The following is a 26,273-nucleotide window of genomic DNA, read 5'->3' as shown; positions in this document are numbered from 1 at the left end:
TTTTTCATAAAAAACCGTTTTTCCGCTTGACTTTTATCTGAAAGTCCGTTACTCTTTTCTTATTAGACCGACTGACGGTCTAATAGCGGAAACTCTTCACAAGGAAAAAAGTGTGAGAACGATAAAAGATGCCGATATAAGAAAAAATGAAATTCTGGATGCGGCGCAACAACTGTTTTTTACCAACGGCTACGATAATACTTCTACAAACGCAATCCTTGAAAAATGCGGCATTGCCCGCGGCACTCTTTATTATCACTTTAGATCAAAAGAAGAAATCCTTGACGGCATAATCGGCCGCATAACGCAAAAAATGCTTTCGGATGCCGAAAAAGCCGCTTCGGATACATCGCTTTCCGCTTACAAACGCTTATTGGAAGCTCTTATTGCCTTGGATTTCGGCGGCCGATACGCCCCTCTTATTGAGCATATTCACAAGCCGCAAAACGCGCTTATGCACCGTAAAATTCAGGCAGTCTTATTGCGCGGAATTCCTTCGGTACTGACATCCGTTATAAAAGACGGTATTGCAGAAGGAGTTTTTGCAACCGAATATCCGTATGAAAGCTTGGAAATGATTGTTTCGTACATAAGCACGGTTATGCACGGAGATATTATCGAATTGTCGAACGAAGAACGTATCCAAAAGATGAAATCCCTTGCTTTTAACTGTGCGCGCCTTTTCGGTATGAAGGAAAGCGGTTCAAAGCTTGTTGCGGCCGTTTTCGGTATTGAAGATACATATGCGGAAAAACCGTAACATAATTGTATAAAAGCCGTATGAAACGGCGGGGAGTTTTATGGAAAAATTCAAGGTTATCGAAATTAAAAAAAGCGTGTATGAAAGCAACGAAAAACGTGCGGATGCGCTGCGCAGCGACTTAAAAAAAGACAAGGTTTTTTTACTAAATTTAATGTCGTCGCCGGGTTCGGGAAAAACCACGACGTTGATGCGCACGATAGAAGCGCTTAAAGACGAAATGAAAATCGGCATTATAGAAGCCGACCTCGATTCGGACGTCGACGCACACACAATCGCTTCTACGGGCGCAAAGGTTATTCAAGTGCATTCGGGCGGTATGTGCCACTTAACCGCCGATATGACAAAACAGGGCTTGGATGAACTGGGCGCTTCGGGACTGGATTTGGTTGTTTTGGAAAATATAGGAAACCTTATCTGTACGGCCGAATTCGATACGGGGGCGGTAAAAAGCGCAATGATTTTAAGCGTTCCCGAAGGCGACGACAAACCTTTAAAATATCCGCTTATGTTTAAGGTTGTAGATGTTATCCTTGTCAATAAAATCGACGCAGCCGAATTTTTCAATTTCAATATGGATGTTTTTAAAGGACATATTAAGCGGCTCAATCCCGATGCAAAGATTATTCCGGTTTCGGCAAAAACCGGTGAGGGAATCGATACATGGGCGGATTATTTACGGACGGAAATCCGCTTATGGCAAAAGGATTAAAGGATTATAGGTTAAACAAAAAGGAGACACAATTATGGTAAAAGAACGGGTATTGGATTTTGCCAATCATATCAACAGGACGAAAAGGGGCGCAAAGGGCGCGATTACCGAAACCGATCCCGAATACAGAATTTTGGAGCCGGTCGTATCGAACGAAATGGCCGATGTGGGGATGTTTCTTGAGCTGCGCAAACCCAAAAGCGCAGAAGAAGTTGCTTTATTATCGGGAAAGCCCGTAGAAGAGGTTTCAAAACTGCTGTGGGAGTTGGCCGACTGCGGCGCATGCTTTATAAATAAAATCGACGGTACGGATAAGTATTGGCTCGATTTGTGGATTCCCGGCGTTATGGAAATGATGGTTAACCATAAAGAAAACGTGAGAAAATATCCGCAAATAGCCGAAGCTTTTGAAGCATACGGCCGGGTGCGCGGGCCTAAAACCGCAGGCTTGTTTCCCGTCGGTATGGGCTTAATGCGCGTTATTCCGATTGAACATTCGATTTCCGGAGAAACGAGGCGCGCCTCTTATGAAGAAGTTTCGATGTATCTTAACGAAAACGATTTGTTTTCGGTTTCCGATTGTTCGTGCCGTACCGCCCGCGAAATTATGGGGGAGGGCTGCGGCCACTTAAAAGAAGATATGTGCATTCAACTGGGGCACGCCGCCGAATACTATATAAGAACGGGACGCGGACGGCAAATTACGCGCGAAGAAGCTTTTGAAATTATCAAGCGCGCCGAAGAAAACGGCTTAATGCACCAGATTCCGAATACGGACGGGCCGGGTAAAACACATGCTATTTGCAACTGCTGCGGTTGTTCATGCTTTTCTCTTCGTACCGCAACGATGTTTTACAACAACGATATGGTGCGTTCAAACTATGTGTCGCATGTCGATAAAGATAAGTGCGTTGCCTGCGGCGAATGCGTAGAACATTGCCCCGTAAACGCCCTCAAGGTCGGTCAAAAGCTGTGTACGGTCAATCCCGTTAAAAAGAAAAAAACGCCGACTCCCCGCGACCGCGAATGGGGGCCTGCCGATTGGAACACCGATTACCGTACCAATGCGAAGGTTGCCGAAGAAGGCGGTTCGAGCCCCTGTAAGGCCGAATGCCCCGCACATATCGGTATTCAAGGCTATATAAAGCTTGCTTCACAGGGAAAATACAAAGAAGCATTGGAGCTTATCAAATTTGAAAATCCCTTTCCGGCGGTATGCGGGCGCGTGTGTCCGCGCTATTGCGAATCGGCATGTACGAGAGGCGATCTTGACGAGCCCATTGCAATAGACGATATTAAAAAGTTTATCGCCGAACAGGATATGAATACCGAACACCGCTTTGTTCCGCGCAAAAAGCATGATTACAGCGATAAAAAAATCGCCGTTATCGGTGCAGGCCCTGCCGGTCTTTCGTGCGCGTACTATCTTGCGGTTGAAGGCTACTCGGTAACCGTTTTTGAAAAAGAAAACCGTCTCGGCGGTATGCTTACCCTCGGTATTCCCGAATTCCGCCTTGAAAAAAAGGTTGTGGATGCGGAAATCGATATTTTGCGTGAATTGGGAGTCGAATTCAAGACAAATACGAATGTGGGAACGGATATAACGCTTGACGAACTGCGCTCTCAAGGATACAAAGCCTTTTTCCTCGGAATCGGGGCGCAGGGCGGCCGTAAACTGAATATAGAAGGCGAAGACGCCGAAGGCGTTATGACCGGCGTTGACTTTTTACGCAAAGTCAATTCGGGTTCCGATTTAAAATTAAACGGTACGGTTATCGTTATCGGCGGCGGAAACGTCGCCATAGACGTTGCCCGTACCGCAGTCCGTGTCGGTGCGGATGAAACGGATATGTATTGCCTCGAAAGCCGCGAAGAAATGCCCGCCCTCGAAGAAGAAATCGAAGAAGCCTTTGCCGAGCATATTGCAATCAATAACTCATGGGGGCCTAAACGCATTATCGTCGAAAACGGCCGCGTTGCGGGAGTCGAGTTTAAAAAATGCGTTTCGGTTTTCGATAAAGACAAGCGATTTAATCCCGTATTCGACGAAAATCAAACGAAAACGGTTAAAGCCGATTTTGTGCTTTTGTCCGTCGGACAGGCGATAGAGTGGGGCGATTTGCTTAAGGGAAGCAAGGTCGAATTAAACCGCAACAATACCGTCAAAGCCGATGCGCAAACCTTCCAAACGGCTGAAAGCGATATCTTTGCAGGCGGCGATGCTTTAACCGGCCCGAAATTCGCTATTGACGCCATTGCGGTCGGAAAGGAAGGGGCGGTTTCGATTCACCGCTTTGTGCAGCCCGGTCAAAGTTTGGTTTTAGGACGCATTAAGCGCGATTACCGCCCGCTTGACAAAGAAAACTTAAAGCTTGAAGGCTACGACCGCTTGCCCAGGCAAAAGCCCGCAGAAACGGCTTCTTCAAGCAGGTTTAAAGATACGCGCGGCGTTTTTACCGAAGAGCAAATCAAAAAAGAAACGGAACGCTGTTTGGGCTGCGGCGCGACCGTTACCGACGAATATATATGCGTCGGCTGCGGCCAGTGCGTAACCCGCTGTAAATTCGACGCGATTTCCCTCGTTAAAAAATACGATAGGGGAGCCGTCGAGTTAAAGGATTTACGCCCCTCGGTTGTAAAACATGCGATAAAGCGCAAATTGGTTATTACCGCAAAAAAACCGCTGCGTTTTGTCGAATCCGTTTTGTCGCCCGATAAGGGAAAAAACAGGCCGTCAAAGGTCTAGCGGATTGGACAGACTTACGGATACCCCGTAGTTTTGCATTCTCTGCGGTATCTAAACCGCAGGGGAATGCAAAAGCGGCCGTTCAAAAAGCGCTTATACATCATAATTTTTCCGTCTTTTATGTATACCGCATATCATAAAATATTAAAAAAGTGCATATCTTTTTTTTCCCTTGCCGATTTTTTTGTTCTCTGCTATACTCTTTTTATGAAGGCTGCACGGCGTATTAACTTCTGCGCATTTTTACAAAAAAAGTGCATTTTTCCGAAAAAAGCTCTTGACACAAAAAGGGCGTGCCGTATAATGCCCTTCGATACCCGATACCCGATACCCGATACCCGATACCCGATACCCGATACCCGATACCCGATACCCGATACCCGATACCCGATACCCGATACCCGATACCCTATACCCTATACCTGCGCGTCAGTGCGCTGCGCGCACTGACGCGCGACGAGTTTGCGGTTCCGCAAACTCGCAGGGCATACGGCTTTTATAACTCATATTCCCGAAGATGTTTATCTTTTTCTAAAAGCTCGCTGAGCCGCCCGCTGAGCCGCTCGCTTTTATGCAGAACATACAGCGTTCAAAATTCACATAACCATATCCCGTTTTTTTACAACACACTGTTGTTTCCGCTTTTATTCCCGTACAGGGGCAAAGTGCAGGTTCTGTTTGTGTTTCCCCGTGCCCGAAAAGCGGCGGAGTATAGACAATGATATACATTCGGTTAAATTAGGAGGATAGAATGAAAACCGTAAAAAAAATCTGTGTGATTGCGCCGGCTCTTGTGTTGTTTTGCGCAATTTTGTTTACCGGCTGCCCGCAAAAGATAGACGGCGGGCCGCCGGGAGGAACGCAAAGCGGGCCGGATCCCAACTTAATCATTGAGGGTACCGTCCTTAAGGGATATAGGGGAGAAAAACCTACAGGCGTATTGGAAATCCCCGACGGTATTACCGAAATAGCTAAAGACGCCTTTAAGCAGTGCACGGGTTTGACTCAAGTAAAGTTTCCTGCCAGCCTTACTGCGATAAGAGAAAATGCCTTTATAGGCTGTATGGGATTGACGGAATTGAACTTGCCTGTAAAGCTTACAACCGTAGAAAACTATGCTTTTTACGGCTGTAAAAACATCCCCGAAATAGTTTTGCCCGAAAAACTCAATACACTCGGTTTGGGTGCCTTCGGCGGCTGTACGGGCCTTAACTCTCTTGCGGTTCATGAACATAATACCGTTTTTGAAAGTGAAAACAATCTTGTATATAAAACCGGTAAAACCGAGCTTGTCTGCGCTTGTGCCGGCAGTACGACCGTAACCCTTCCCGAAACTGTTGAAACTATTGCTTCCAATGCATTTAACCGTTGTGAAAAACTGATACAGGTAAATCTTCCTTCAAGTCTTACTGCGATTGAAGATTTTGCTTTCGGCTATTGTATCGCACTGGAGAACGTACAATTACCTAAAAATCTTCAAACAATCTCAGGTTCCGCTTTTTACGGCTGTACAAAACTTGCAAGCCTTACGGTGAATTCTGCAAGTACGCATTTATGGGTTGAAAGCAATATCGTTTACACTGCGGATAAAAAAAAGCTGTTATGCACTATTCCGAAGCCGGCATCGCCTATCCTTACTCTTTCTGAAGGACTTGAAGAAATAGCCCCCTTGGTTTTTAGAAACTGTACGGGGTTGACGCAAGTGAAGTTTCCTTCAAGTCTTAAAAAGATAGGCGGCTCTGCTTTTAGCCGCTGCAAGAATGTAAGCAATTTTGATTTTTCATCCTGTACTACACCGCCGCTTGACTCAATCGGTAACGGTGCTTTTTCAGACTGTACGGCGGCAACGTATAAGGTTAAATCGGGCAGCGGTGTAAAAGAAAAACTGACTGCAAGCGGTGTTGCGGTAGGCCAAATAACGGAAGTTCCGTAAAAAGGCTGCATGATACCTGTCTTTACGTTCCGTTCGGTTTTGATAATCGGTTTTACGCAGAGCGTAAAACCGATTATGTATGGTTCTCCCTCTTAATCCTTAAAACTTTCCGCCGCCCATCTTCACGCTTAAACTTAAACCTGCGCTGCTTTTTACCTGCGATTCGGGACTTAAAGGATAGATAAAGTTCGGACCTGCGCTGAAACCGATAAGGCGGTTCGGGTTCCACGAAAAAGTCAAAACACTCATGCCCTGAAGTTCGGAAACGGCGAATTGCTGAAAAAGGTGCGCTCTTACTTTTTCCGTTCCTATTTTGTTTTGAGAAAGCGTACAGGCAATGTAGTGCTGCCCGATGTTCCCCATCGAGCTGATATTTTGTGCAGCTTTTTGAAGTTCGGGCGAAACGGGTATTCCCTCGCGTACCTTACGGACAGTGTCGGTAAGAATTGCCTGTACTTCCTTTGTGTTTTTATAGCCCGGACCGTTGTAAAAATACTGGGCCGCAATGCTTGTGTGCGTTTTGGCATTGCTGTACGAAGCTCCGGCCGTTGCCTGAAAAAAGGCTTTGTTTTTTTCCGTGTATGTGCTGTTATAGTCGCCGTTTTTGTAATACGTGTAATCGCTTCCCCATGCAAAAATACCTTCTGCAAATACGGCAACCTTTCCCGCAATGCTTCCCGACAGGGTTGTAACCAGTTTCGGCGCTTGCTCATACCTGTAGCGGCCGCCGATTCCCCATTCCCAGTTTCCGAACACGAATTCCGCCTTTGCCGCCAAAGCCGTGTTTTCGGTTTTAAAGCTGCTGTCCGTAGGCGGTAACAGATAAAACCACAGGTTGTGCTGGGTTCCGGGAATTACAATGTGCGTGCGCAGCGACAGGGGGCCTTCTTTATCGGCTTCAGGGTCCTGCGGGTCAATCCGTGAAAGGTTGATAATATCCGCAGGGCTGTAAAAATAACCCGTGCCCCATTTTACCGCGTGTTTTCCGAAACGGAAAAAGGCAATATCTTTAAGCGAAAAATCGGTATACAATTCACGGATGGAAATATTTACCGCGCCGTTTACACCGATGGGAACGAGTGCACCGTTCGGAAACGCAGGTTGTACTCCCAGCGGGAGCAAAGTTTTCGGAATATTCACTACTCCCCCTAAAGTTTTTTCAAAGGGAAAACCGAAGCTGAATTTGCCGTAAAGCTTTAAGTTTTCGACCGGACGCGCATCAAAAAAAAGGTTCGCGTTTAAAGTTGTTTTTAAGGTAGAATCGGGCTTGGGTTCATAGGGTTCCGCCCAGTTACAGCTCAATTTTAAAGACGAATCGAGCGAACCGCCGATACGGAGTTTTTCGCCTTCAAGCGAAAGCATAGCCTTTTGTAAATCGGCTTGAAATTTAAGCGGCCGGCCGCTTGTTGACGAATCCGAATCCGCTTGACCCGATGAGCTTTGCGCTTCATCGGGCGATACGAAAAGTTCTTCGTCGCCTCCGAACAATTCGTCTTCCAAAGAAGCGCTTTCGCTTGCTTCCTGTGCATACAAGCCGCCCCGTAAAACAGGCATGCTGCGGGGGGCAAAAACGGGCAATAACAAAAGGATTGCCGGTAAAAAAAAGGCCGGCGGTAAACGCAATGATTTTTTCATATCAGTTTATTTTCTCCAAATAGGCTTTTGTAAAAACGACGTCGGGGATTTTCGAATTGTCGAAATCCGCAAAAATCTGGGTTGTTTTTTCTCCCTTTACCAATTCGTTTATGTGGATTTGATGGACGGGAAGGGGCACCCCGTTTACCTTTGCATATTTGGGAACAAGGGTGGTTCTCATGTGGCGTCCGCTTGCCCCGTAGCTTTCCACTTTTAAAATCAGGCCTTCGTCTTTTCTCACAAAAAACTTTTCCTGTGCGTAAGAAGCGTCTTTATCGAGGGCTTTGGCGGTTACCGCGTATACATCGAATTTACCGAGCTTGCTTTCTTCTATTTTGATGATTTCCCACGAATCTTTAAATTTTTCCTTTTTGTTTACATCGGACATTTTAGCGTCGCTGTTTGCCAAATTGCGTTTAAGGGACGAGTGGGTAAAACTGCGCGATATGGGGTCGTATGCCCAGAGGTTGTTTTTTTCCTGAAGGTAGCCGACACCCTTATCCGCTTCGGGGGCGATTTGCACCAGGCAGGTTTGGTCTTTTACGTCGCGCCGGAACAATTTGAATTGGGCGGCCTCTTTGGGTTCGTTCGGCTTTTCGATAATGAACGAAAGGGTACAGGTAAAATCTTCCAAAAAGTTGTTGTTAAAAAACGCTTTATCCATAATGCCGTACATCGTTTCGGTATCGGGCACTTGGGTAAAGGCAAGCATTGCGCACAAAAGAGCACAAAATACAATCAGTGTTTTTTTGAATATAATGTTCATCATTACTCCTATAATTTTATTTTCCCGTCCGCAGCGCTTCGGCCGGAACCATGTTTGCCGCCTGCGATGCCGAGCCGAGTACCGTAAGCAGTGTTAAAACCCAAACGGTAAGGAATTTTACGGCAATCGGTACAAAGGATAAAATCCACGTAAAATGCCCGTTTTTTGTAAAAACCGCAAACGAAGAATCCTTTGCAATCGGTATAAGGGCAAAAACCTGCATAATGATAATGGCAAGTACAAAACCGGCTGCCGCCCCGATAATCGATAAAAACGAAGCTTCGGCAATAAACAGGGCGCGTATACTGCCGCGTCCGACTCCGCAGGAGCGCATAGTGCCGATTTCTCCCTTACGCTCGTGTACGATTATTTTAAAAGTATTTGAAATACCTATCATCGTAATAAGCAAAAGGGCGGCTAAAACGCCGAAGCTTACAAACTGCAATGTACGCATAAGGGTTACCATTTGCGGCGCAAAGTCGAAAAAACTGATAACGGCGTATTTGGTGCCTTCCCATTTTCCGTCGCTCAGCTGCGAAAACATATAGTTTCCCGGATTGGACGGATTTGTTTTTTTTGCAAGGCTTCTATCGATAACCTCTGCGCTTTTTGCAAGCTTTTCCGCTATATGATTTGCGGCCGTTTCCTGCATTTCCGGATTTTTAAGAAAAAGCGCATACACTTCCAAGCTGTCTTCGGGAAGCTGACTTATATTTTGTGCGTATTCGAAATTGATATAATTTGTAATACTGCCGAAAACCGAGCGGTCTACGGCAATACCTTCAATTTGCAGTTCGGCAACCGTCAGCTGTCCCGTTGCGGTTTCGGTTTCATATAAGACGACATCGTGAAGGCCGGCGTTTAAAGCTTTAGCGGTTGTTTCGGAAAGCAAAAGGGCGTTTTCTTTTTTCATGCCCTCCCAGCTTCCTTCTTTGAATAAAATACTGTCGTGCAGCAGCTTTTCGTTTTCAAAGTCGCAGCCGTCGATTTGCGAACTTGCTTCTTTACCTTCGAAGATGAGTTTGCCTTCGTTGCGCATCCGTTTTATAATGTATTCGGCTTCTATGCCGCTTTCTTTGACAATGCGTTCAACCGTTTGAACCGCTTGGCCGTCCAAATATGTTTGAGCTTCATCATCCTCGTCTTTGTCGGCCTCTTTTTGTGCACCGATTATATACACGTGGCCGCCTACAACCTTTGCTATTTCGGCGTTCATGCTTTTTAAGGCGCCGGCGGTCATACCGTCCATAAACACAACGACTAAAAAGGCAAAGGCGACGGCAAGCAGCAGTAACATACTGCGCCTCTTTTGCCGGTTTAAGTTTTTGAATGCAATTTTCAATATATTCATTTGTAATTCCTTAACGGTTTATCGCTTCAAGCGGGCTGATTTTTAAGGCAAGCCGCACCGGATACCAGTTTGCAATGACTCCCGCCGCAAACATCGAAAACATTGTTCCGACAATCGACAGCATGGAAATATGTATGCGCATTCTTTTACCGCCGAACATAGCCGAAAGCGTTCTGTTCAATTCTATATCCAACGAGTTGACAATGAGGGCGGCTATAAGCGCGAGAATTACGCCGATACATACGCCTGCAAAAGACATAAAAAAGGATTCGGTAAAAAAGATTTTGCGTACAAAGCTTTTTTTAGCCCCGATTGCGCGCATGGTACCGATTTCCGCATTGCGCTGCATAACCGCGACAACCAGCGTATTCATAATGACTATTAAAACGGTAACCGCAAGAATTACCAGCATGGTTATAAACAACACGCGGGTTGCCCCTATTGCCTGAACGTAGGAGCGCATGCCGCCCTTCCAATTTAAAGCTTGCGCATTTATATTTTCTTCGGCAAACCAGGTGTTTAAATTTCTTACAAGGCTTGCGGTTTTTGACGAATCTTTAAGCTTGACGGCTATATGGTGCCACGCTTCGTTATCCGCAAGGTTCAGCCTGTCGCGCAGTTCCGTGCTTCCCAAAAGATTATCGAAATCGGTTTTGTTTTCGGCCGAAGCGTCCTCTTCAAAAAGCGAAAAAGCGTCGTCGCTTCCGAACAATTCGTCTTCCGATTTTTCCGAAAGGCTTAAATCGATTGAATCGGGTATACTCGAAGCGGTACGCGCACCGAGTGTCATACCGGCAAGAATGCGGCCGGTGTCCGTGTCGGCATAGGCTATTTCCGATATCGCCGTGTCCGGATGTGCGTAGGTAAAAAAGCCCTTTACAAAGACCCGCTGCTGCTTTGCTTTTTTTCCCATAAGGGCAGTCATAATAATTTCATCGCCGACTTTTAATTCCTTTGCATAATATTTTTCGTATTTTTCTTTTACTTCCGAAGGAATCAATACGAATTTTTCATTATCCGAAGAAGGATAATCGCCCTCGTATAATTCGGCTGTTTGGAAAACACTGCGGTATTTTTGCGGCTCTATGCCCAATGTGTACATATAAGGGCGTTCGCGCATATCGGCGAGTGCGGGTTTCCACGAATCGGGTAAATCGGCCGGTTTAAGAACGGACAAGGCAACCGTGGAAGAGGTAAAATCCCTTATTTCCGGCATCGAGCGCAGTTTGTCCGTGATTTTTTCGAAGGGCAGTACGTAGGGCATTTTCGGTAAATCCATGCTTACACTGACGCTTTGATATGCGCCCAAAAGCTCCACATTAACACCCTTTTGGTCCGACTTTCCCGTAATTAAAATATCGCCGGTAAAATCGCTTATGCACACATCGCGGGTTTGCTTCATTGCAAAATTCAAAATGCCCAAGCCCGATATAACAAAAAAAGTTCCCAAACCTATGAGCGACAGGGTAATAATCAGTTTTGCCTTGTTTGCAAAAAGATTTTTTGCCGCCATTTTTAAAACTATCGTATTCATCGTATTCCGCTTGTGCCTCTTATGCGTTCATCTTTACATCTTCGACGACAAGACCGTCCAAAATCTTAATGCGGTGGTTTGTCATATCGACAATCTTTGCGTCGTGGGTCGAAAAAATAAAGGTGGTTTTTATTTCTTTATTCACTTCTTTCATCAATTCAAGAATCTGATTACCCGTTTTGGAATCGAGGTTTGCCGTTGGCTCGTCGGCAAGCACTATGTGCGGCTTGGTAACGAGGGCGCGTGCAATGGCAACCCGCTGGCGCTGACCGCCTGAAAGCTCGTTCGACTTGTGATGCTTCCATTCGGTAAGGCCGACCTTTTCGATAAGGTAGTCAATCCATTCGGCCGTCTGCGTCTTTGTTCCCTTAGGCGCTCCGAACAAAAGCGGAAACTCGATATTTTCATACACGTTTAAAACCGGAATCAGGTTAAATGATTGAAAAATAAAGCCCAAATACTCGTGGCGAAGCGAGGTCATTTTTTTATCGAGTCTTCCGGGAATTTTTACCTTTTTATTTTGACTTTTCGAAAGAGAGGTAAAATCGGCCTCCGCATAAATATTTTCATCGTTAATGATAAGAGAGCCGCTTGTGGGCGTATCAATCAATCCTATCATATTTAAAATAGTGGATTTCCCCGAACCCGATGGTCCCGAAATGGACACAAACTCGCTCCGCTCAATCGAAAAATCCACACCCTTTACCGCTTCAACCTGCACCTTGCCTAAAGGGTAGGTTTTGCGTAAATCCTTTACCTGTACTATGGCCATATATCCTCCGATATAAATTGAACAATAACTGAACAATAAATATAACAATAAATTGTTACCCTTGAATAGTATCTGTTTTACAATACTATGTCAAGTATAATATGGAAAGGGGGGAGTTTTTTCTTCGGAAATATTTTGTGAGAATATGCATTGTTCTTGACTTTTGTCCTCAATTTCTCTATCATAGGATAGAATTTTATAGAGATAGGAGTGCTCTTATGATTAAAGTAGGAATTAACGGTTTCGGCCGCATCGGCCGCATGGTGTTCCGCGCCGCTGTACAAAACTTCGCAAACGATATTCAGATTGTCGGTATCAACGACCTTCTCGATCCCGATTATCTTGCGTATATGCTTAAATACGACTCCGTACACGGCCGCTTTAAAGGCGATGTAAAAATCGACGGAAACACAATGATTGTAAACGGCAACAAAATCCGTTTAACCGCCGAAAAAGAACCGGCAAACTTAAAATGGAACGAAGTGGGTGCCGATGTCGTAGTCGAATCCACCGGTTTTTTCCTTTCCGATGAACTTGCCCGCGCACACATTACCGCAGGAGCCAAAAAAGTCGTTCTTTCGGCTCCCTCCAAAGACGCTACCCCCATGTTCGTATACGGTGTAAACCACAAAAACTACAAGGGTGAAGATATTATTTCCAATGCATCCTGCACCACAAACTGTCTTGCCCCCTTGGCCAAGGTATTGCACGATGCATTCGGCATTAAGCGCGGTCTTATGACCACCGTTCACGCCGCCACCGCTACCCAAAAAACCGTTGACGGACCCTCCAAAAAAGACTGGAGAGGCGGACGCGGTATTCTCGAAAACATCATCCCCTCGTCAACCGGCGCCGCTAAGGCCGTAGGCAAGGTATTGCCCGAATTAAACGGCAAATTGACCGGTATGTCGATGCGCGTTCCCACCTCCGACGTTTCGGTTGTAGACTTAACCGTCGAATTGAACAAAGAAGCCACCTATGAGCAAATCTGCGACGCTATGAAAAAAGCTTCCGAAGGAGAACTCAAAGGCATTCTCGGCTACACCGACGAAGCCGTTGTTTCCACCGATTTCCGCGGGGAAGCACGCACCTCCGTATTCGACGCAAAAGCCGGTATCGCCCTCGACCCGACCTTTGTAAAGGTTGTTTCATGGTACGACAACGAATGGGGTTATTCGAATAAACTCTGCGAAATGATCCGCGTCGTTGCAAAATAAGCTTTGCTGCAAAATAATTTGTAACATCGTTTTATAAAAGACCGTCCGTTTCCCTTTATAAGAGCGGGCGGTTTTTTTATGTATAAAATCTTTTGTCTTTTTGCGTCCCGCCCTTGCGCACAATCGATAAAAAATGCTATAGTAAGCTTTGATAAATGCCGCAGCATGCGGCTGTTTAAACTATTACCGCCCGGAGCATTACGGGGCATCCGTTGCTGTTGCGGGGCGGCTAAGGAGATTAGATATGAGACAATACTATATTGCCGGAAACTGGAAAATGAACAAAACAAAGGCCGAAGCGGTTGAACTTGCCGAGGGCCTTGTCGCCGCTTTAAAAGACGGAAAAAACAAATACATGGTTGCCCCCTCGTTTACAAACCTCGATGCGGTTGCTCAGGTATTAAAGGGTTCCAATATTTTGCTCGGTGCGCAAAACATGTCCACCGAAGAATCCGGCGCACATACGGGAGAAGTATCCGTACTTATGCTTAAAGATTTGGGCGTACAAGCCGTTATTTTAGGACACTCGGAGCGCCGCCACATCTATAAAGAAGACGATGCGATGATTAATAAAAAAGTCAAGCTGGCTTTAAAACACGGCTTGGAAGTCGTTTTGTGCATAGGCGAGCTTTTGGAAGAGCGCCAAGCAGGTAAAGCCGAAAAGGTGTGCGAAGAGCAAACCCGCAAGGGACTTGAAGGCGTCAGCGCCGCCGAACTTGCAAAGGTTACTATCGCCTACGAACCCGTATGGGCAATCGGAACGGGACAAACGGCAACCGCCGACGATGCACAGGCAATTCACGTGTATGTACGCAACATCCTTGCCGAAATGTACGGGCGCGAAGCGGCCGACAAGGTTATCATTCAATACGGCGGTTCCATGAAAGCCGAAAATGCCGCGGCATTGCTTGCAAAGCCCGATGTGGACGGCGGTCTTATCGGCGGCGCTTCTCTTAAAGTCGATACCTTCGAGCCCATCTGCAAAACCTATTGATACTCTAAAGCGGGAGCTTTATGGATATGCACATTAAACAAGTAAAGACCCCCTTCCTTCCGTCAAAGCGCCGTTTCGGCGATAGGGCGGAAGGACGCCGTATCCGTTCTATAGAACCTATGGCGGTCGTTGCCCCCTTTATTATGCCCGACAGAATAGGCTCTCAAAACCTCTTTCAAGACAGTGTAAATCTTTCGGCCGTTGAGCATTTTGTACATAAAAAGCGGGAAGAAGGATTGGCAGGTTTCGGTATTATGCATGTACTTATAGCCGCCTATGTCAGGACCATTTCGCAGCGTCCGGGTATAAACCGCTTTTTAAGCGGATTAAGACTGTATGCGCGACACAACATAGAAGTCGTTATGGCGGTAAAAAAGGCAATGACTTTGGAAGCCGAAGAAACCATGATGAAATTCTTTTTCGATCATAGGGCGACGGTTACCGATATATTCAGCCAAATGACTGAAAAAATAGAAGCATATCAAAACAAAAAAGAAGAAAAAGAAAACGCCTTCGATAAACTTGCCCGCGTTCTCGGCTATATGCCGCGTTTTCAACTGAAGGGAGCAGTCGCGCTGTTAACATGGCTCGATTTTCACAATTGGCTTCCGGAACGCTTGCGCCGCTTAAGCCCCTTTCACTGTTCCGTCGTTTTTTCATCGATGGGTTCTTTGGGTATTCAGCCTATTTTCCATCACCTATATGATTTCGGAAACGCACCGGTTTTTATTACCTTCAGTACAGTGCGCAAGTCTACGGAAATTGCCCGCGACGGCAGTGTGCATAGAGTACGTCATTTGGATTTGGCGGTTACAACGGACGAACGCATTTGCGACGGTTTTTATTATGCTTCGGCTTTTCACGAACTGCGCAAATACTTAAAAAATCCCGAACTTTTGGAAAATCCGCCGGAAACGGTTGTTTCCGATATCGATTAGTGCGGGAATGTATATGAGCTTTATTGAGATTTTAGGCTATATTGCTTCCGTTATCGTATTTATATCGCTGACTATGAAGTCGCTTGTAAAACTGCGCATCATAAATGCCGCCGGCAGTGTGCTCTTTGTGATTTTTGCACTGAGTACCTCTTCCTTTCCTACAGCCGTTTTAAATATCGGCATTGTAATTATCGACGTCTATTATTTTCTTAAAATGATCAGGGTTCAGGATAATTTTGAAATTATGTATGTCGAAAAAGACAATCCGCTGGTAAGCCGTTTTTACAATAAAAATCATAAAGAAATTGAAAAACTGTTCGGTGCAAAAGCTTTTTCACAAAGCAAAAAGGCCGCCTTTTTTTTCCGCAACGACGATATAGCCGGCCTTTTGGCTTATTCTCCGGCCGAATTCGATGGAGAAAAAACCGCCGAAATCTTTATAGATTTTGTAGTTCCCGAATACCGCGACCTTGCCGTCGGGCGTCACTTTTTTGTCAAAGACTTGAGTTTTTGGAAAAATCAGGGCTATGAATGTCTTATAACGAGGGTGCCCGATAAGGTGCACGTTCCCTATATAAGGCGGCTCGGCTTTGTTCATGAGCATAATTCGGGCATTTGGACAAAGCGGATTTAAAATAAAACCGGCCGCCCCGGCCAAAGAAGATTGAGCATGACATTTTCTTCAGCAGGCGGCCTTCCGGTGCAATTAAACCGTATCAGCGGGTGCTTACCAGCGCCTTCATCGAAGTCATATAGCCGCGCAGTTTTTTACCGACCGTTTCAACCGGATGATTGCGGATTTCCGCGTTTACGGCGACCAGTTCGGCATTGTTTACGCCCGTGTCCCGTAATTCAAGGCCTTTTCCGATAACATCGGTATGAATCTTCGACATAAAATCGGCGAGCAGGGGACGGCAGCTGTTGTCGAATAAATAACAGCCGTATTCTGCCGTATCGGAAATAACCTTGTTCATTTCATACAACTTTTTGCGGCTGATAAGGTTTGCTATAAGCGGAACTTCGTGCAGGCTTTCGTAATAAGCGCTTTCGGCCTTGATGCCCGCCGCGGTCATCGTTTCAAAGGCAAGTTCAACGCCCGCTTTAAGCATGGCGACCATTAAAATCCCCTTGTCGAAGTATTCCTGCTCGCGTATCGGCGTATCGGCGGCCCTCGTTTGCTCAAAGGCGGTTTTTCCCGTTTCTTCGCGCCATTTTAAAAGGTCTTTGTCACCCGCCTCCCAATCATTCATCATCGTTTGACTGAATTTTCCGCTTATAATATCGTCCATGTGCTTTTTATACAAATCGGACATAATCGCTTTTAATTCTTTACTCAGGGTATGGGCTTTGATTTTTGCGGGGTTGGACAATCTGTCCATCATTCCCGTAACGCCGCCCCATTTCATCGCTTCGGATACGGTTTCCCAGCCGTATTGAACCAGTTTTGCCGCATAACCTGCATCGATTCCTTCTGCGGTCATCTTGTTAAAACAGAGGATACTTCCGGTTTGGAGCATACCGCATAAAATGGTTTGCTCACCCATTAAATCCGATTTAACTTCGGCTATAAACGAAGATTCCAAAACGCCGGCCCTGCTTCCCCCTGTTGCATAGGCAAGGGCTTTTGCCGCTTCCAACCCCTTGTTTTCGGGATCGTTTTCGGGGTGAACGGCAATCAGGGTGGGAATGCCGAAGCCCCGCTCATATTCGACGCGCAGTTCCGAGCCGGGCCCCTTGGGCGCCATCATAACAACCGTTATGTCGGGGCGGATTTTCATACCTTCTTCTACGATGTTAAAGCCGTGGCTGTACCACAGTACGGAACCTTTTTTCATGAGGGGAAGTATTTTTTCGAGCACCGAAGAATGCTGTTTGTCCGGCGTTAGGTTTCCCACTACATCGGCTTGAGGAATCAGTTCTTCAAAGGTGCCGACTGTAAAACCGTTGTCGGTTGCGTTTTTCCAGCTAGCGCGTTTTGCGTCGATTGCTTCCTTTCTGAGGGCATAGCTTACATTTAATCCGCTGTCGCGCAAATTCAAGCCCTGATTTAAGCCCTGTGCTCCGCAGCCGATGATGACAATTTTTTTACCCCGCAAAACTTCGGCTTTGTCTGCAAATTCGACGCTCTCCATAAAGCGGCACCGGCCCAGCTGTAACAGAGCTTCCCTCCAGGGGATTGCGTTAAAATAATTCGTTTTTTCCATACATGCCTCCTCAAGCTTGTATCCTGATGTTTTATACTAGCGAAAATGTGAGTAAAGGTAAAGGGGAAAACCGTAAAAACTGTATAAATACTGCAATAGTTTTAGTAAAATTTAAACTTTCTCCCGTTTTCAGCTTGACCCGTTGAATACTAATCACTAAAATACGAAAACGGAGCGATTTATGAAAAGCGATAATGTCAAAAAAGGAGTGCACCGTTCGCCTCACCGTTCTTTGTTTTGGGCAATGGGCTATACACGGGAAGAGTTGGATAGGCCCCTTGTCGGCGTATGTTGTGCAAAAAACGAAATTATTCCCGGCCATACCCATTTGGATAAAATTGCCGAAGCCGTTAAAGCGGGTATCCGTATGGCAGGAGGAACTCCGATAGAGTTTCCCGCCATAGGAGTATGCGACGGTATCGCTATGGGCCACGAAGGAATGCGCTATTCCCTTGTTACGCGCGAACTTATCGCCGATTCCATAGAATGTGTCGCAAAGGCACATCAATTCGATGCCCTTGTACTGATTCCCAACTGCGACAAGGTGGTTCCCGGTATGCTGATGGCCGCAGGCCGCCTCGATTTACCGACCGTTGTATGCTCGGGCGGCGCCATGCTTCCCGGAAAAATCTCAAGCTGTTCCGGACCGGACTGCTCCAATCCTTATGCAGGACGCGGCTTAAGCCTCTCCGACGTATTTGAAGCCGTCGGAGCACATTCTGCGGGAAAAATAGATGAAGACGAATTGGACGAAGTGGAGCACAGTGCCTGCCCCGGCTGCGGCTCCTGTTCGGGAATGTTTACCGCAAACAGTATGAACTGCGTTACCGAAGTGCTCGGCTTGGCCCTTCCGGGAAACGGCACGATACCGGCGGTAAGCGGTAAGCGTATCGCCTTTGCAAAACACAGCGGCATGGCGGTTATGAAGATGCTCGAAAAAAATATAAGCGCACGAAAGATTTTAAGCGAAAAAGCCTTTTACAACGCCTTAACCGCCGACATGGCCCTCGGATGCAGTTCCAATACCGTGCTCCATTTACCCGCCGTTGCCCGCGAAGCCGGCGTGCGCATAGACTTGCACATGATAAATACGATATCGAACCGCACCCCGAACCTCTGCCGTCTTGCTCCTGCAGGCAGCACCTTTATAAGCGATTTGGAAGAAGCCGGCGGTATACCCGCCGTTTTAGCCGAACTCGATAAAAAACATCTTATCGAAACGGACTTGATAACCGTAACGGGAAACACAATCGCACAAAACATAGTTCATGCGCGCAACCGCAACCCCGCAGTTATCCGCCCGATAGAAAATCCTTTTGCGGCTGAAGGCGGTATTGCGATTTTGTTCGGCAATTTGGCGCCCGGGGGAACCGTCGTAAAGCGTTCGGCCTGCGCCCCCGAATTAATGAAGTATTCGGGAAAGGCAAAGGTATTCGATTCGGAAGAAGCGTGCTATAAGGCGGTCGAACAGCGAAAAATCGAAAAGGGAGATGTGGTTGTTATCCGCTATGAGGGTCCGAAGGGAGGGCCGGGTATGCGCGAAATGCTTGCCGTAACCGCGGCCCTTGCAGGTCAGGGCTTGGACAAGGATGTCGCCCTCATTACCGACGGGCGTTTTTCCGGAGCGACCCGCGGCGCTTCTTTCGGCCACTGCTGTCCCGAAGCGGCTGCCGGAGGCCCTATCGGCTTGGTGCGCGACGGCGACATCATATCCTACAGCATACCGGATTATTCGATACGCCTTGAAGTAAGCGATGAAGAACTTGAACGGCGCAAAGCCGAATATAAGATACCCGAATCAAAGGTAAGCGGCTGCCTTATGCGCTATGCAAAACTGGTATCGGGAGCCGATGAAGGAGCCGTACTGCAATGAAATTAACCGGAGCACAAATAGTTATCGAATGTTTGATTGAACAGGGAACGGATACCGTATTCGGTTATCCGGGCGGCGCCATCCTCCATATTTACGATGAACTGTATAAAAACCGGCACCGCATACGCCATATTCTAACCGCCCATGAACAGGGAGCCGCCCACGCCGCCGACGGTTACAGCCGCTCGACGGGAAAAACGGGGGTTGTGCTTGCAACCAGCGGCCCGGGAGCGGCAAACCTCGTAACCGGAATCGCCACGGCATACATGGATTCCGTTCCCTTAGTTGCTATTACTTGTAACGTTGCAACGCATTTACTCGGCAAGGACAGTTTTCAGGAAATCGATATAACCGGAATTACGACACCCGTTACAAAACACAGCTACATAGTACGGAATATCGAACAGCTTGCCGCGGCGGTGCGCGAAGCCTTTATTATCGCCTCTATGGGAAGACCCGGTCCCGTACTTATCGATATTCCGAAGGATGTAACGGCGGCCGTAACGGAATACGAGCCGGTGAAAAAAAGCGATAGCACCGGCGGTATCACCGACGGTATCACCGAGCTTTCCGTTTGTATTCATAAACTCGGCGCTCTTGCCCGCGCGGCAAATCCTCCGCCCGTCAGCGCTGAAAAAGTGAAGTGTGCCGCCGACTTAATAAATCGGGCGGAACGCCCGGTTATCTGTGCCGGAGGCGGCGTGTTATGTGCGGACGCATGGAAAGAACTGCGGCTTTTGGCGGAAAAAGCTTCGATACCCGTATGTCAAACCCTTATGGGAAAATCCGCTTTTCCCGCTCAACACGAATTGAATACGGGTATGGTCGGCATGCACGGAACAAAGGCGGCAAACTGCGCGGTAAATAAAAGCGACCTTATTATAGCCTTGGGCATGCGCTTTTCCGACCGCGTTATTTCCAATCCTTCAACCTTTGCCCGGGACAGTACAATTCTGCATATCGATATAGATGCCGCCGAATTGAATAAAAACGTTCCCGCCGCCTGCGCTTTGGCCGGCGATGTAAAAGCATTGTTAAAACGCATAATCCCGCTGGTTGCCGAAAAAGAAAAATCGCCGTGGAACGCTCAAATCGAAGAATGGAAAAAACATATTCCGTCGATGTATGCAAAAAAAACAAAACTGCACCCCAAATTCGTATTTGAATACATTCACAAAAAAATCGGTGAAACGGCGATTATCACTACCGAAGTAGGGCAGCACCAAATGTGGGCGTCTCTTTTTTATCCCTTTTCTTTGCCGCACAGCTTTTTAACCTCCGGCGGCTTGGGCACTATGGGCTACGGAACCGGTGCCGCTATCGGAGCTCAAACCGGTAAACCCGATCGCCCCGTCGTTCACATTGCCGGTGACGGTTCTTTCAGAATGAACTGTGCCGAACTTGCAACGATAGAGTATTACAAACTTCCGATTATCATCATCGTGGTAAACAACGGCACTCTGGGCATGGTGCGCCAATGGCAAAAACTGTTTTACGATAAGCGCTATTCTCAAACCACCCTCGACCGCGGCCCCGACTTTGTAAAACTTGCCGAAGCCTACAATATAAAGGCTTTCCGTGCTCACGATGAAGCCGAATTCGCCTCGGCCTTTGATAAAGCGCTTGAACTTGCCCTTTATGCCGAAAAGCGCGAACCGGTTTTAATAGACAGCTATATCGATATTGACGAAAACGTACTGCCCATGGTTCCGGCAGGTAAGGCCATAGACGATACATTATTGGAGATAGAGAATGATTGAACGCAGCCCCGCATTTAAGGCTTTAAAAGCCGGATACCTGTTTCCCGAAATCGCGTCCCGCCGCAAAGCCTTTGAAGCTTCACACCCCGGTATTCCCGTTATCAGTTTGGGTATCGGAAACACCACCGAGCCCTTAACGCCCCATATAAGCGAAGCGATGGCCCGCTATGCCCGCGGTCTTTCCACCCGAGAAGGCTATTCGGGCTACGGAGATGAGCAGGGCTTAAGCGCTTTACGCACAAAGATTGCCGAAGTGCTCTATCCGGGGCTGGCCGACGCCTCTGAAATCTTTATCTCGGACGGCGCAAAATGCGACATCGGCCGCATACAGCTTTTATTCGGCTCTCAAGTGCGGGCTGCGGTGCAGGATCCTGCATATCCGGTGTATGTTGACGGTTCCGTTATCATCGGCTCGGCACAGGCTTCACTGCCGTCATCGGAGTTCTATGCGGGTATTGTCTACATGCCCTGCACGGCCGAAAACGGCTTTTTCCCCGATGTATCGGTTGTTCCCGAAAACTCCCTTATTTATTTTTGCTCGCCGAATAACCCTACGGGAGCTGCGGCGACAAAAAAAGAGCTTTCAAAACTCGTCGATTATGCCCTGCAAAAAGGCTGCATTATCATCTTTGATGCCGCTTATTCGGCCTTTATACGCGACGATTCGTTACCGAAAAGTATTTATGAAGTTGAAGGCGCCCGTAAGTGTGCGATTGAAATCAATTCGTTTTCCAAACCCGCAGGTTTTACCGGAGTGCGCCTGGGCTGGTCGGTCGTGCCTAAAAACCTTTGTTATGCCGACGGAACGCCCCTTATAAACGACTGGAACCGTATTATGACTACCGTTTTTAACGGCGCTTCGAATATAGCCCAGCACGGAGGCCTTGCAGCCCTCGATACCGAAGGTTTAAAAGAAATGCGCTCTTTAACGGATTTTTATCTTGAAAACGCGCGTCTTATAAAAAAAGCCTTACAGGGGCCTAATTTTGCCGAAGGGGGAGTGCGCGTGTACGGGGCGGACAATGCTCCCTATGTGTGGACACAGTTTCCCGGCCGAAAAAGCTGGGAAGTTTTTGACAGGATTCTCCAACAATGCCGCATAATCACCACGCCGGGCGCGGGATTCGGTCCTTCGGGTGAAAGTTTTATACGGTTCAGCGCCTTCGGCGGCCGCGAAAACGTGCTTGAAGCGTGCAGGCGCCTTGCCTCTTTTAAACTCTCGGATGCTTAGAATCGTATCGTGTATGACAATGACAATGAAAACGCTTCTTTCGGCTGCGTGTATTTTAAAGGGCGAATCGGAAGTAAAATCTTAAAATTTCCGTTTCGTATGCGTATATCGGCAAAGGGAACGGCTTTAAGCGATATCGATGCAAGCGAAAAGCCGCTAAAGGCTCCGGTCAGCGGATTTGCCGCCGATACCGATGTAATACAGCCGAATACTCCCTGTCCCGATCTGAATTCCACGGGAAGCGATTTTACCGTAAGAGCGGCACCCAAGGGCCGGTCTATATACGGAATGTCTTTATATACATGTTCCGGAAAATAAAACAAAGATACGGAAAAAAGACTCGTTCCTGCCGCAAAGCGGGGTTCAAATAAAAAGTATAAGTCCGAAAAATCGACGATTTTTTCCGGCGCCTCGGGTTTTGTCTGTAAGCGTGCCAAACCGGCTTGCATATAGAGATTAAAAAAGGGAGAACCTCCTATCAAAAAGGTGAGGCCTGCGTGTATATCCGCCCTTTTTATAACCATAACAACGTCGTTGCCGTTTGCATCCTTTCTTTCGAAGGGTAAGCTTAGACCGAATAAAAAGTCGCTGATGAGTATATTTGAAACGCCGGCTATGCGGAAATCGGCGTTTAAACGTTTTTTACCGTATTTTTCATTGTAATAGAAGTAACCTGCATTGGCGAGCGGAACGGCATATTTGATCATAAAAGAAGTTCCCACGCCGTTTAAAGGAAACAAGGCGGGCGTTTCAAAACCCGTTTCTTTTTTGATTAAATCGGAAGAAAAAGCTTCGGTACCGAAATATTTTTTTATAAAGCTGTCGGAACCCGGAACTTCATATTCTCCGGCAAAGATTGACCACTGCGCCAGAGCGTTTTCCACTTTGAAGCGGTACATCAGCGACGCTTCATCAAGGTTTGCCGAAGAGACAATATCCCTAAAACGTACATCGGAAAATAAATTCCCCGTTTTTGCCGATACGGCGGCATTTAAAAGGAGCCTTTTGCCGATTTGAAGCTGTCCGCCGTAAAAACCCCGAAAGCGCAGTTCGGTTTGTTCAACTTTATTTCCGGGCAGCATATCGATAGCGGCTCCGTTTACGGTATGTGAAAAAATGTCAAGTGAAAATCCGTATACAAGGCTGAGCGAACATATAATTAAAACAAGGTATTTCTTTCTGTGTCGTAATAGAACCGTCATTTTTTTCTCCGTCTGAGAGGTTTCCCGTACATATATCGGTAGAAAAAGCGAAAAACTTTAAAGATAAAAATATCAATATTGAAGTGTTTTCTACTTGACTTATCCGTAATATATGAATAAAATATATTAGTATGAGTGATTACCTTGATATTAATAACGAGGAATTGCTAAAAGACTTTTTCAGCGAAGCCGAACAGCAGGTTGAAAATCTGGAAAGCAACATTCTCGTTATTGAAAACGATCCGACCAATCATGAGGCTATCGACGAAATATTCCGTGCAGCTCATACCCTGAAAGGCGGTTCCGCCACGGTGGAGATGACCGAATTATCTACCTTTACGCATGCAGTAGAAGATGTGCTTGATGAATTGCGCTCCGATGCGATTCCGGTTACGGAAGATGTCATAGATGTGCTTTTATCGTCGATCGATATTATCAAGGCTATGCTTGAAGCGCGGGCAAACGGTTCCGTCTACGAAGAAGATGTCGAGCCGATAAAAAGCAAACTGCATTCATTCGCTCAATCTTCCGGGTCAAAAAAAGACAAAGGTTCAAAATCATCTTCGGCGGCAAAAGCCGCTGCGGCTCAGTTTATGCCTTCAGTCCAAGCCGCTGCCGCACCTGCAGCTTCATCCGGAGACCTTCCCGATTCTCTTCCGTCTCCTGCAAGCTATTTATCCGAATACGATTTGCTTGAATTAAAACAATTGTGTGCTTCCGGCGAAAAACTCTGGGGCGTTACGGTTGTATTCGATGAGTCAAACCCCATGAATTCGGTAGGCGGTATTCAGATTTTTGCGGCTCTGAAAGAAAAGGGAAGTGTATTAAAAACCGTTCCCGATTTTGAAGAATTATACGAAGACACCTTTCATCCGCAAGTTGTCTACTATATATCTACGGCCCTCAGCGGCGACGATATTGAAGATGCGGCATTTTTGGACGATGTGGTGCTTGCAGTCGATGCAGCCGCCCTTGACGATGCCGTTGCCGGAGGGGAGGCTCCCGCTGCGCTGAAGCCTGCAGCCTCGGTACAGCCGGCAGCCGCCGCGCCCGCTGCCGCTCCGGTCAAGAGCTCTTCGGAACCGGCATCACAGCCTGCCGTTTCCGCACCCGCAGCCGAACCGGTACGGACAGCTCCGGCTGCACCTGAAGCTCCCGCCGTATCTAAAGAAGGCTCCGATGCGGAAAAGACGGCCTCCGCTGCTGCGGTAAAAAAAGCGGCCCCCGCGTCTGCAGCCCATGCTTCTTCAACCGGCAGCGTCCTTCGCGTCGACTCAAAGCGCATTGATTATCTTTTGAACCTCGTAAGCGAAACCGTTATTGCAAAAGCGGCCTTTAACCAAACTGCCGCCCATGTAAGCGAATTGCAGTCCGAATTGCAGGGCATTGAAGCATCTTACAAAGACCAGGTTCGTGCCTTATTCGAGCAGATACCGAACTACCTTGAAAGTATTCAAAGCGGTAAAAATATGAAGGACATCAAAGCGGTCGTTACCCAGAACTTCGGTTCTCTGTATACGATGTTCGATACCTTCGATTCAAAATTCAAAAATTTTGCCGGAAAATTCCGCTCTTATACGCAAAACCTCGGACGTATTGCCGGCGAATTGCAGGAAGGCGTTATGAAAATCCGTATGGTGCCCATCAGCCAGATTTTTTCGCGCTTTCCCCGTGTTGTCCGCGACCTTTCGCGCGATTTGGATAAAAAAATCGATTTGATTATCGAAGGCGAAGATACCGAATTGGATAAGTCCGTTGTGGAAGACCTCTTGGATCCTATTATGCACTGTGTGCGTAACTCTCTGGATCACGGTATTGAAGCTCCGGAAGTCCGCCTCAATGCCGGTAAAAACGAAACCGGTACCGTCAACTTGAGGGCGCGCAACGAAGGCAATATGATTGTCATTGAAATAGAAGACGACGGTAAGGGAATCGACGTCAATGCGGTACGCGCCAAGGCTGTCGAACGCGGCTTGATCCATCCGGATAAAATCATTACCGACCAGGAAGCCTTTCAATTTATCTTTGATGCGGGATTTTCCACTTCAAAGACAATCAGCAGTGTCTCCGGCCGCGGTGTAGGGCTCGACGTTGTAAAAACTCAAATAGAAAAATTAAACGGTACGGTTGTAGTAACCTCTGAACACGGGAAGGGAACAACTTTTACGATTAAGCTGCCTCTTACCTTGGCTATTATCCAAGGGCTTTTGGTACGCGTCGGTCAGGAAGTCTATTCAATTCCGATTGCTTCGGTTATCGAAAGTCAGCGCATACGTACCGATGAAATAAACCGCATAGACAATTATGAAGTCATGAGCGTCCGCAATGAAGTTATCAGCGTACTCAGGCTCGGCCGCCTGTTCGGCATACGTTCCGCACAGGAATCCGAAGTTGCCTTTATCGTTATAGTCGGAACCGCCGATAAAAAATTGGGTATTATGGTTGATTCGCTTATCGGCGAAGAAGATATCGTTATAAAACCGCTAAAAGATCAATTTGCCAATTCTCCCGGTATTGCGGGGGCTTCGATTTTGGGCGACGGTTCCGTTTCTCTTATTATCGATGTCGGTCAGCTGTTGGAACTGGGGGTTAAGCAGGAATTGAGTGCCCGTGAAAAACAAACGGTTAATCGGCAGGATAGGTGA

The 26,273-nt window shown here is 47.1% G+C and carries 19 protein-coding genes; 12 read left to right on the top strand and 7 right to left on the bottom strand.

Annotation, left to right across the window (positions count from 1 at the left end; translation table 11 throughout):
• The first annotated feature begins 112 nt into the window (after positions 1-112).
• From V1L52_RS08845 to V1L52_RS08830, 4 genes are all read left to right on the top strand, one after another.
• Positions 113-760 carry a TetR/AcrR family transcriptional regulator gene (locus V1L52_RS08845; RefSeq protein ID WP_428768865.1) on the top strand — a complete coding sequence of 216 codons (648 nt, stop codon included), beginning with the start codon at positions 113-115 and terminating at the stop codon, positions 758-760.
• Between the two features lie 40 nt (positions 761-800).
• Positions 801-1,472 (top strand): hydrogenase nickel incorporation protein HypB, encoded by a 672-nt coding sequence (gene hypB / locus V1L52_RS08840; RefSeq protein ID WP_428768863.1) that lies wholly within the window; start codon positions 801-803, stop codon positions 1,470-1,472.
• Between the two features lie 34 nt (positions 1,473-1,506).
• Positions 1,507-4,218: an FAD-dependent oxidoreductase gene (locus tag V1L52_RS08835; protein WP_428768861.1), complete on the top strand. Its 2,712-nt coding sequence runs from the start codon at positions 1,507-1,509 to the stop codon at positions 4,216-4,218.
• Between the two features lie 751 nt (positions 4,219-4,969).
• The gene (locus V1L52_RS08830) at positions 4,970-6,151 is read left to right on the top strand and encodes a leucine-rich repeat domain-containing protein (RefSeq protein ID WP_428768859.1); all 1,182 of its coding nucleotides are present in this window, start codon (positions 4,970-4,972) and stop codon (positions 6,149-6,151) included.
• 99 nt (positions 6,152-6,250) lie between these two features.
• Here the strand turns inward: V1L52_RS08830 and V1L52_RS08825 are convergent, their stop codons facing one another.
• From V1L52_RS08825 to V1L52_RS08805, 5 genes are all read right to left on the bottom strand, one after another.
• On the bottom strand, positions 6,251-7,705 hold the full coding sequence (locus V1L52_RS08825) for a hypothetical protein (protein ID WP_428771816.1): 1,455 nt from the start codon (positions 7,703-7,705) through the stop codon (positions 6,251-6,253).
• 82 nt (positions 7,706-7,787) lie between these two features.
• Positions 7,788-8,555, bottom strand: a complete 768-nt coding sequence (locus V1L52_RS08820; protein ID WP_428768857.1) for an outer membrane lipoprotein-sorting protein — start codon at positions 8,553-8,555, stop codon at positions 7,788-7,790.
• A 13-nt stretch (positions 8,556-8,568) separates the two neighbouring features.
• On the bottom strand, positions 8,569-9,903 hold the full coding sequence (locus V1L52_RS08815; RefSeq protein WP_428768855.1) for an ABC transporter permease: 1,335 nt from the start codon (positions 9,901-9,903) through the stop codon (positions 8,569-8,571).
• Positions 9,904-9,913: 10 nt separating this feature from the next.
• Positions 9,914-11,437 carry an ABC transporter permease gene (locus tag V1L52_RS08810; protein WP_428768853.1) on the bottom strand — a complete coding sequence of 508 codons (1,524 nt, stop codon included), beginning with the start codon at positions 11,435-11,437 and terminating at the stop codon, positions 9,914-9,916.
• 19 nt (positions 11,438-11,456) lie between these two features.
• Positions 11,457-12,209 (bottom strand): ABC transporter ATP-binding protein, encoded by a 753-nt coding sequence (locus tag V1L52_RS08805; RefSeq protein ID WP_428768851.1) that lies wholly within the window; start codon positions 12,207-12,209, stop codon positions 11,457-11,459.
• A gap of 218 nt (positions 12,210-12,427) precedes the next feature.
• Here V1L52_RS08805 and gap point away from each other — a divergent pair, with 218 nt between their 5' ends.
• The 4 genes from gap to V1L52_RS08785 all read left to right on the top strand — a co-directional run bounded on the left by gap (position 12,428) and on the right by V1L52_RS08785 (position 15,992).
• Positions 12,428-13,426, top strand: a complete 999-nt coding sequence (gene gap, locus V1L52_RS08800) for a type I glyceraldehyde-3-phosphate dehydrogenase (protein WP_428768849.1) — start codon at positions 12,428-12,430, stop codon at positions 13,424-13,426.
• Between the two features lie 244 nt (positions 13,427-13,670).
• Complete coding sequence (gene tpiA / locus V1L52_RS08795; protein WP_428768847.1) at positions 13,671-14,420, top strand: triose-phosphate isomerase; 750 nt, start codon at positions 13,671-13,673, stop codon at positions 14,418-14,420.
• Positions 14,421-14,446: 26 nt separating this feature from the next.
• Positions 14,447-15,358, top strand: coding sequence for a hypothetical protein (locus V1L52_RS08790; RefSeq protein ID WP_428768845.1), 912 nt, complete (start codon positions 14,447-14,449; stop codon positions 15,356-15,358).
• A 13-nt stretch (positions 15,359-15,371) separates the two neighbouring features.
• The gene (locus V1L52_RS08785) at positions 15,372-15,992 is read left to right on the top strand and encodes a hypothetical protein (protein ID WP_428768843.1); all 621 of its coding nucleotides are present in this window, start codon (positions 15,372-15,374) and stop codon (positions 15,990-15,992) included.
• Positions 15,993-16,074: 82 nt separating this feature from the next.
• Here V1L52_RS08785 and ilvC read toward each other — a convergent pair whose 3' ends face one another.
• Positions 16,075-17,562, bottom strand: a complete 1,488-nt coding sequence (gene ilvC / locus V1L52_RS08780) for a ketol-acid reductoisomerase (RefSeq protein ID WP_428768841.1) — start codon at positions 17,560-17,562, stop codon at positions 16,075-16,077.
• A 181-nt stretch (positions 17,563-17,743) separates the two neighbouring features.
• Between ilvC and ilvD the strand changes: the two genes are divergently transcribed.
• The 3 genes from ilvD to V1L52_RS08765 are packed head-to-tail and all read left to right on the top strand — an operon-like array spanning position 17,744 to position 22,426.
• The gene (gene ilvD, locus V1L52_RS08775) at positions 17,744-19,435 is read left to right on the top strand and encodes a dihydroxy-acid dehydratase (protein WP_428768839.1); all 1,692 of its coding nucleotides are present in this window, start codon (positions 17,744-17,746) and stop codon (positions 19,433-19,435) included.
• Positions 19,432-21,195, top strand: coding sequence for a biosynthetic-type acetolactate synthase large subunit (ilvB, locus tag V1L52_RS08770; protein WP_428768837.1), 1,764 nt, complete (start codon positions 19,432-19,434; stop codon positions 21,193-21,195). The genes ilvD and ilvB overlap by 4 nt, the downstream gene beginning before the upstream one ends.
• Positions 21,188-22,426: an LL-diaminopimelate aminotransferase gene (locus V1L52_RS08765; RefSeq protein WP_428768835.1), complete on the top strand. Its 1,239-nt coding sequence runs from the start codon at positions 21,188-21,190 to the stop codon at positions 22,424-22,426. The genes ilvB and V1L52_RS08765 overlap by 8 nt, the downstream gene beginning before the upstream one ends.
• Here V1L52_RS08765 and V1L52_RS08760 read toward each other — a convergent pair.
• Positions 22,423-23,628 (bottom strand): hypothetical protein, encoded by a 1,206-nt coding sequence (locus V1L52_RS08760; protein ID WP_428768834.1) that lies wholly within the window; start codon positions 23,626-23,628, stop codon positions 22,423-22,425. The genes V1L52_RS08765 and V1L52_RS08760 overlap by 4 nt on opposite strands.
• A 131-nt stretch (positions 23,629-23,759) precedes the next feature.
• On the opposite strand from V1L52_RS08760, the gene V1L52_RS08755 reads away from it, so the two are divergent.
• Positions 23,760-26,273, top strand: a complete 2,514-nt coding sequence (locus V1L52_RS08755) for a chemotaxis protein CheW (RefSeq protein ID WP_428768832.1) — start codon at positions 23,760-23,762, stop codon at positions 26,271-26,273.

The sequence above is a fragment of the Treponema sp. HNW genome (genome assembly GCF_050320395.1).
Classification (GTDB): Bacteria; Spirochaetota; Spirochaetia; order Treponematales; family Treponemataceae; genus Treponema_C.
Note: the sequence above shows the minus strand (reverse complement) of the source record. Positions and strands in the feature narration are given on the sequence as shown.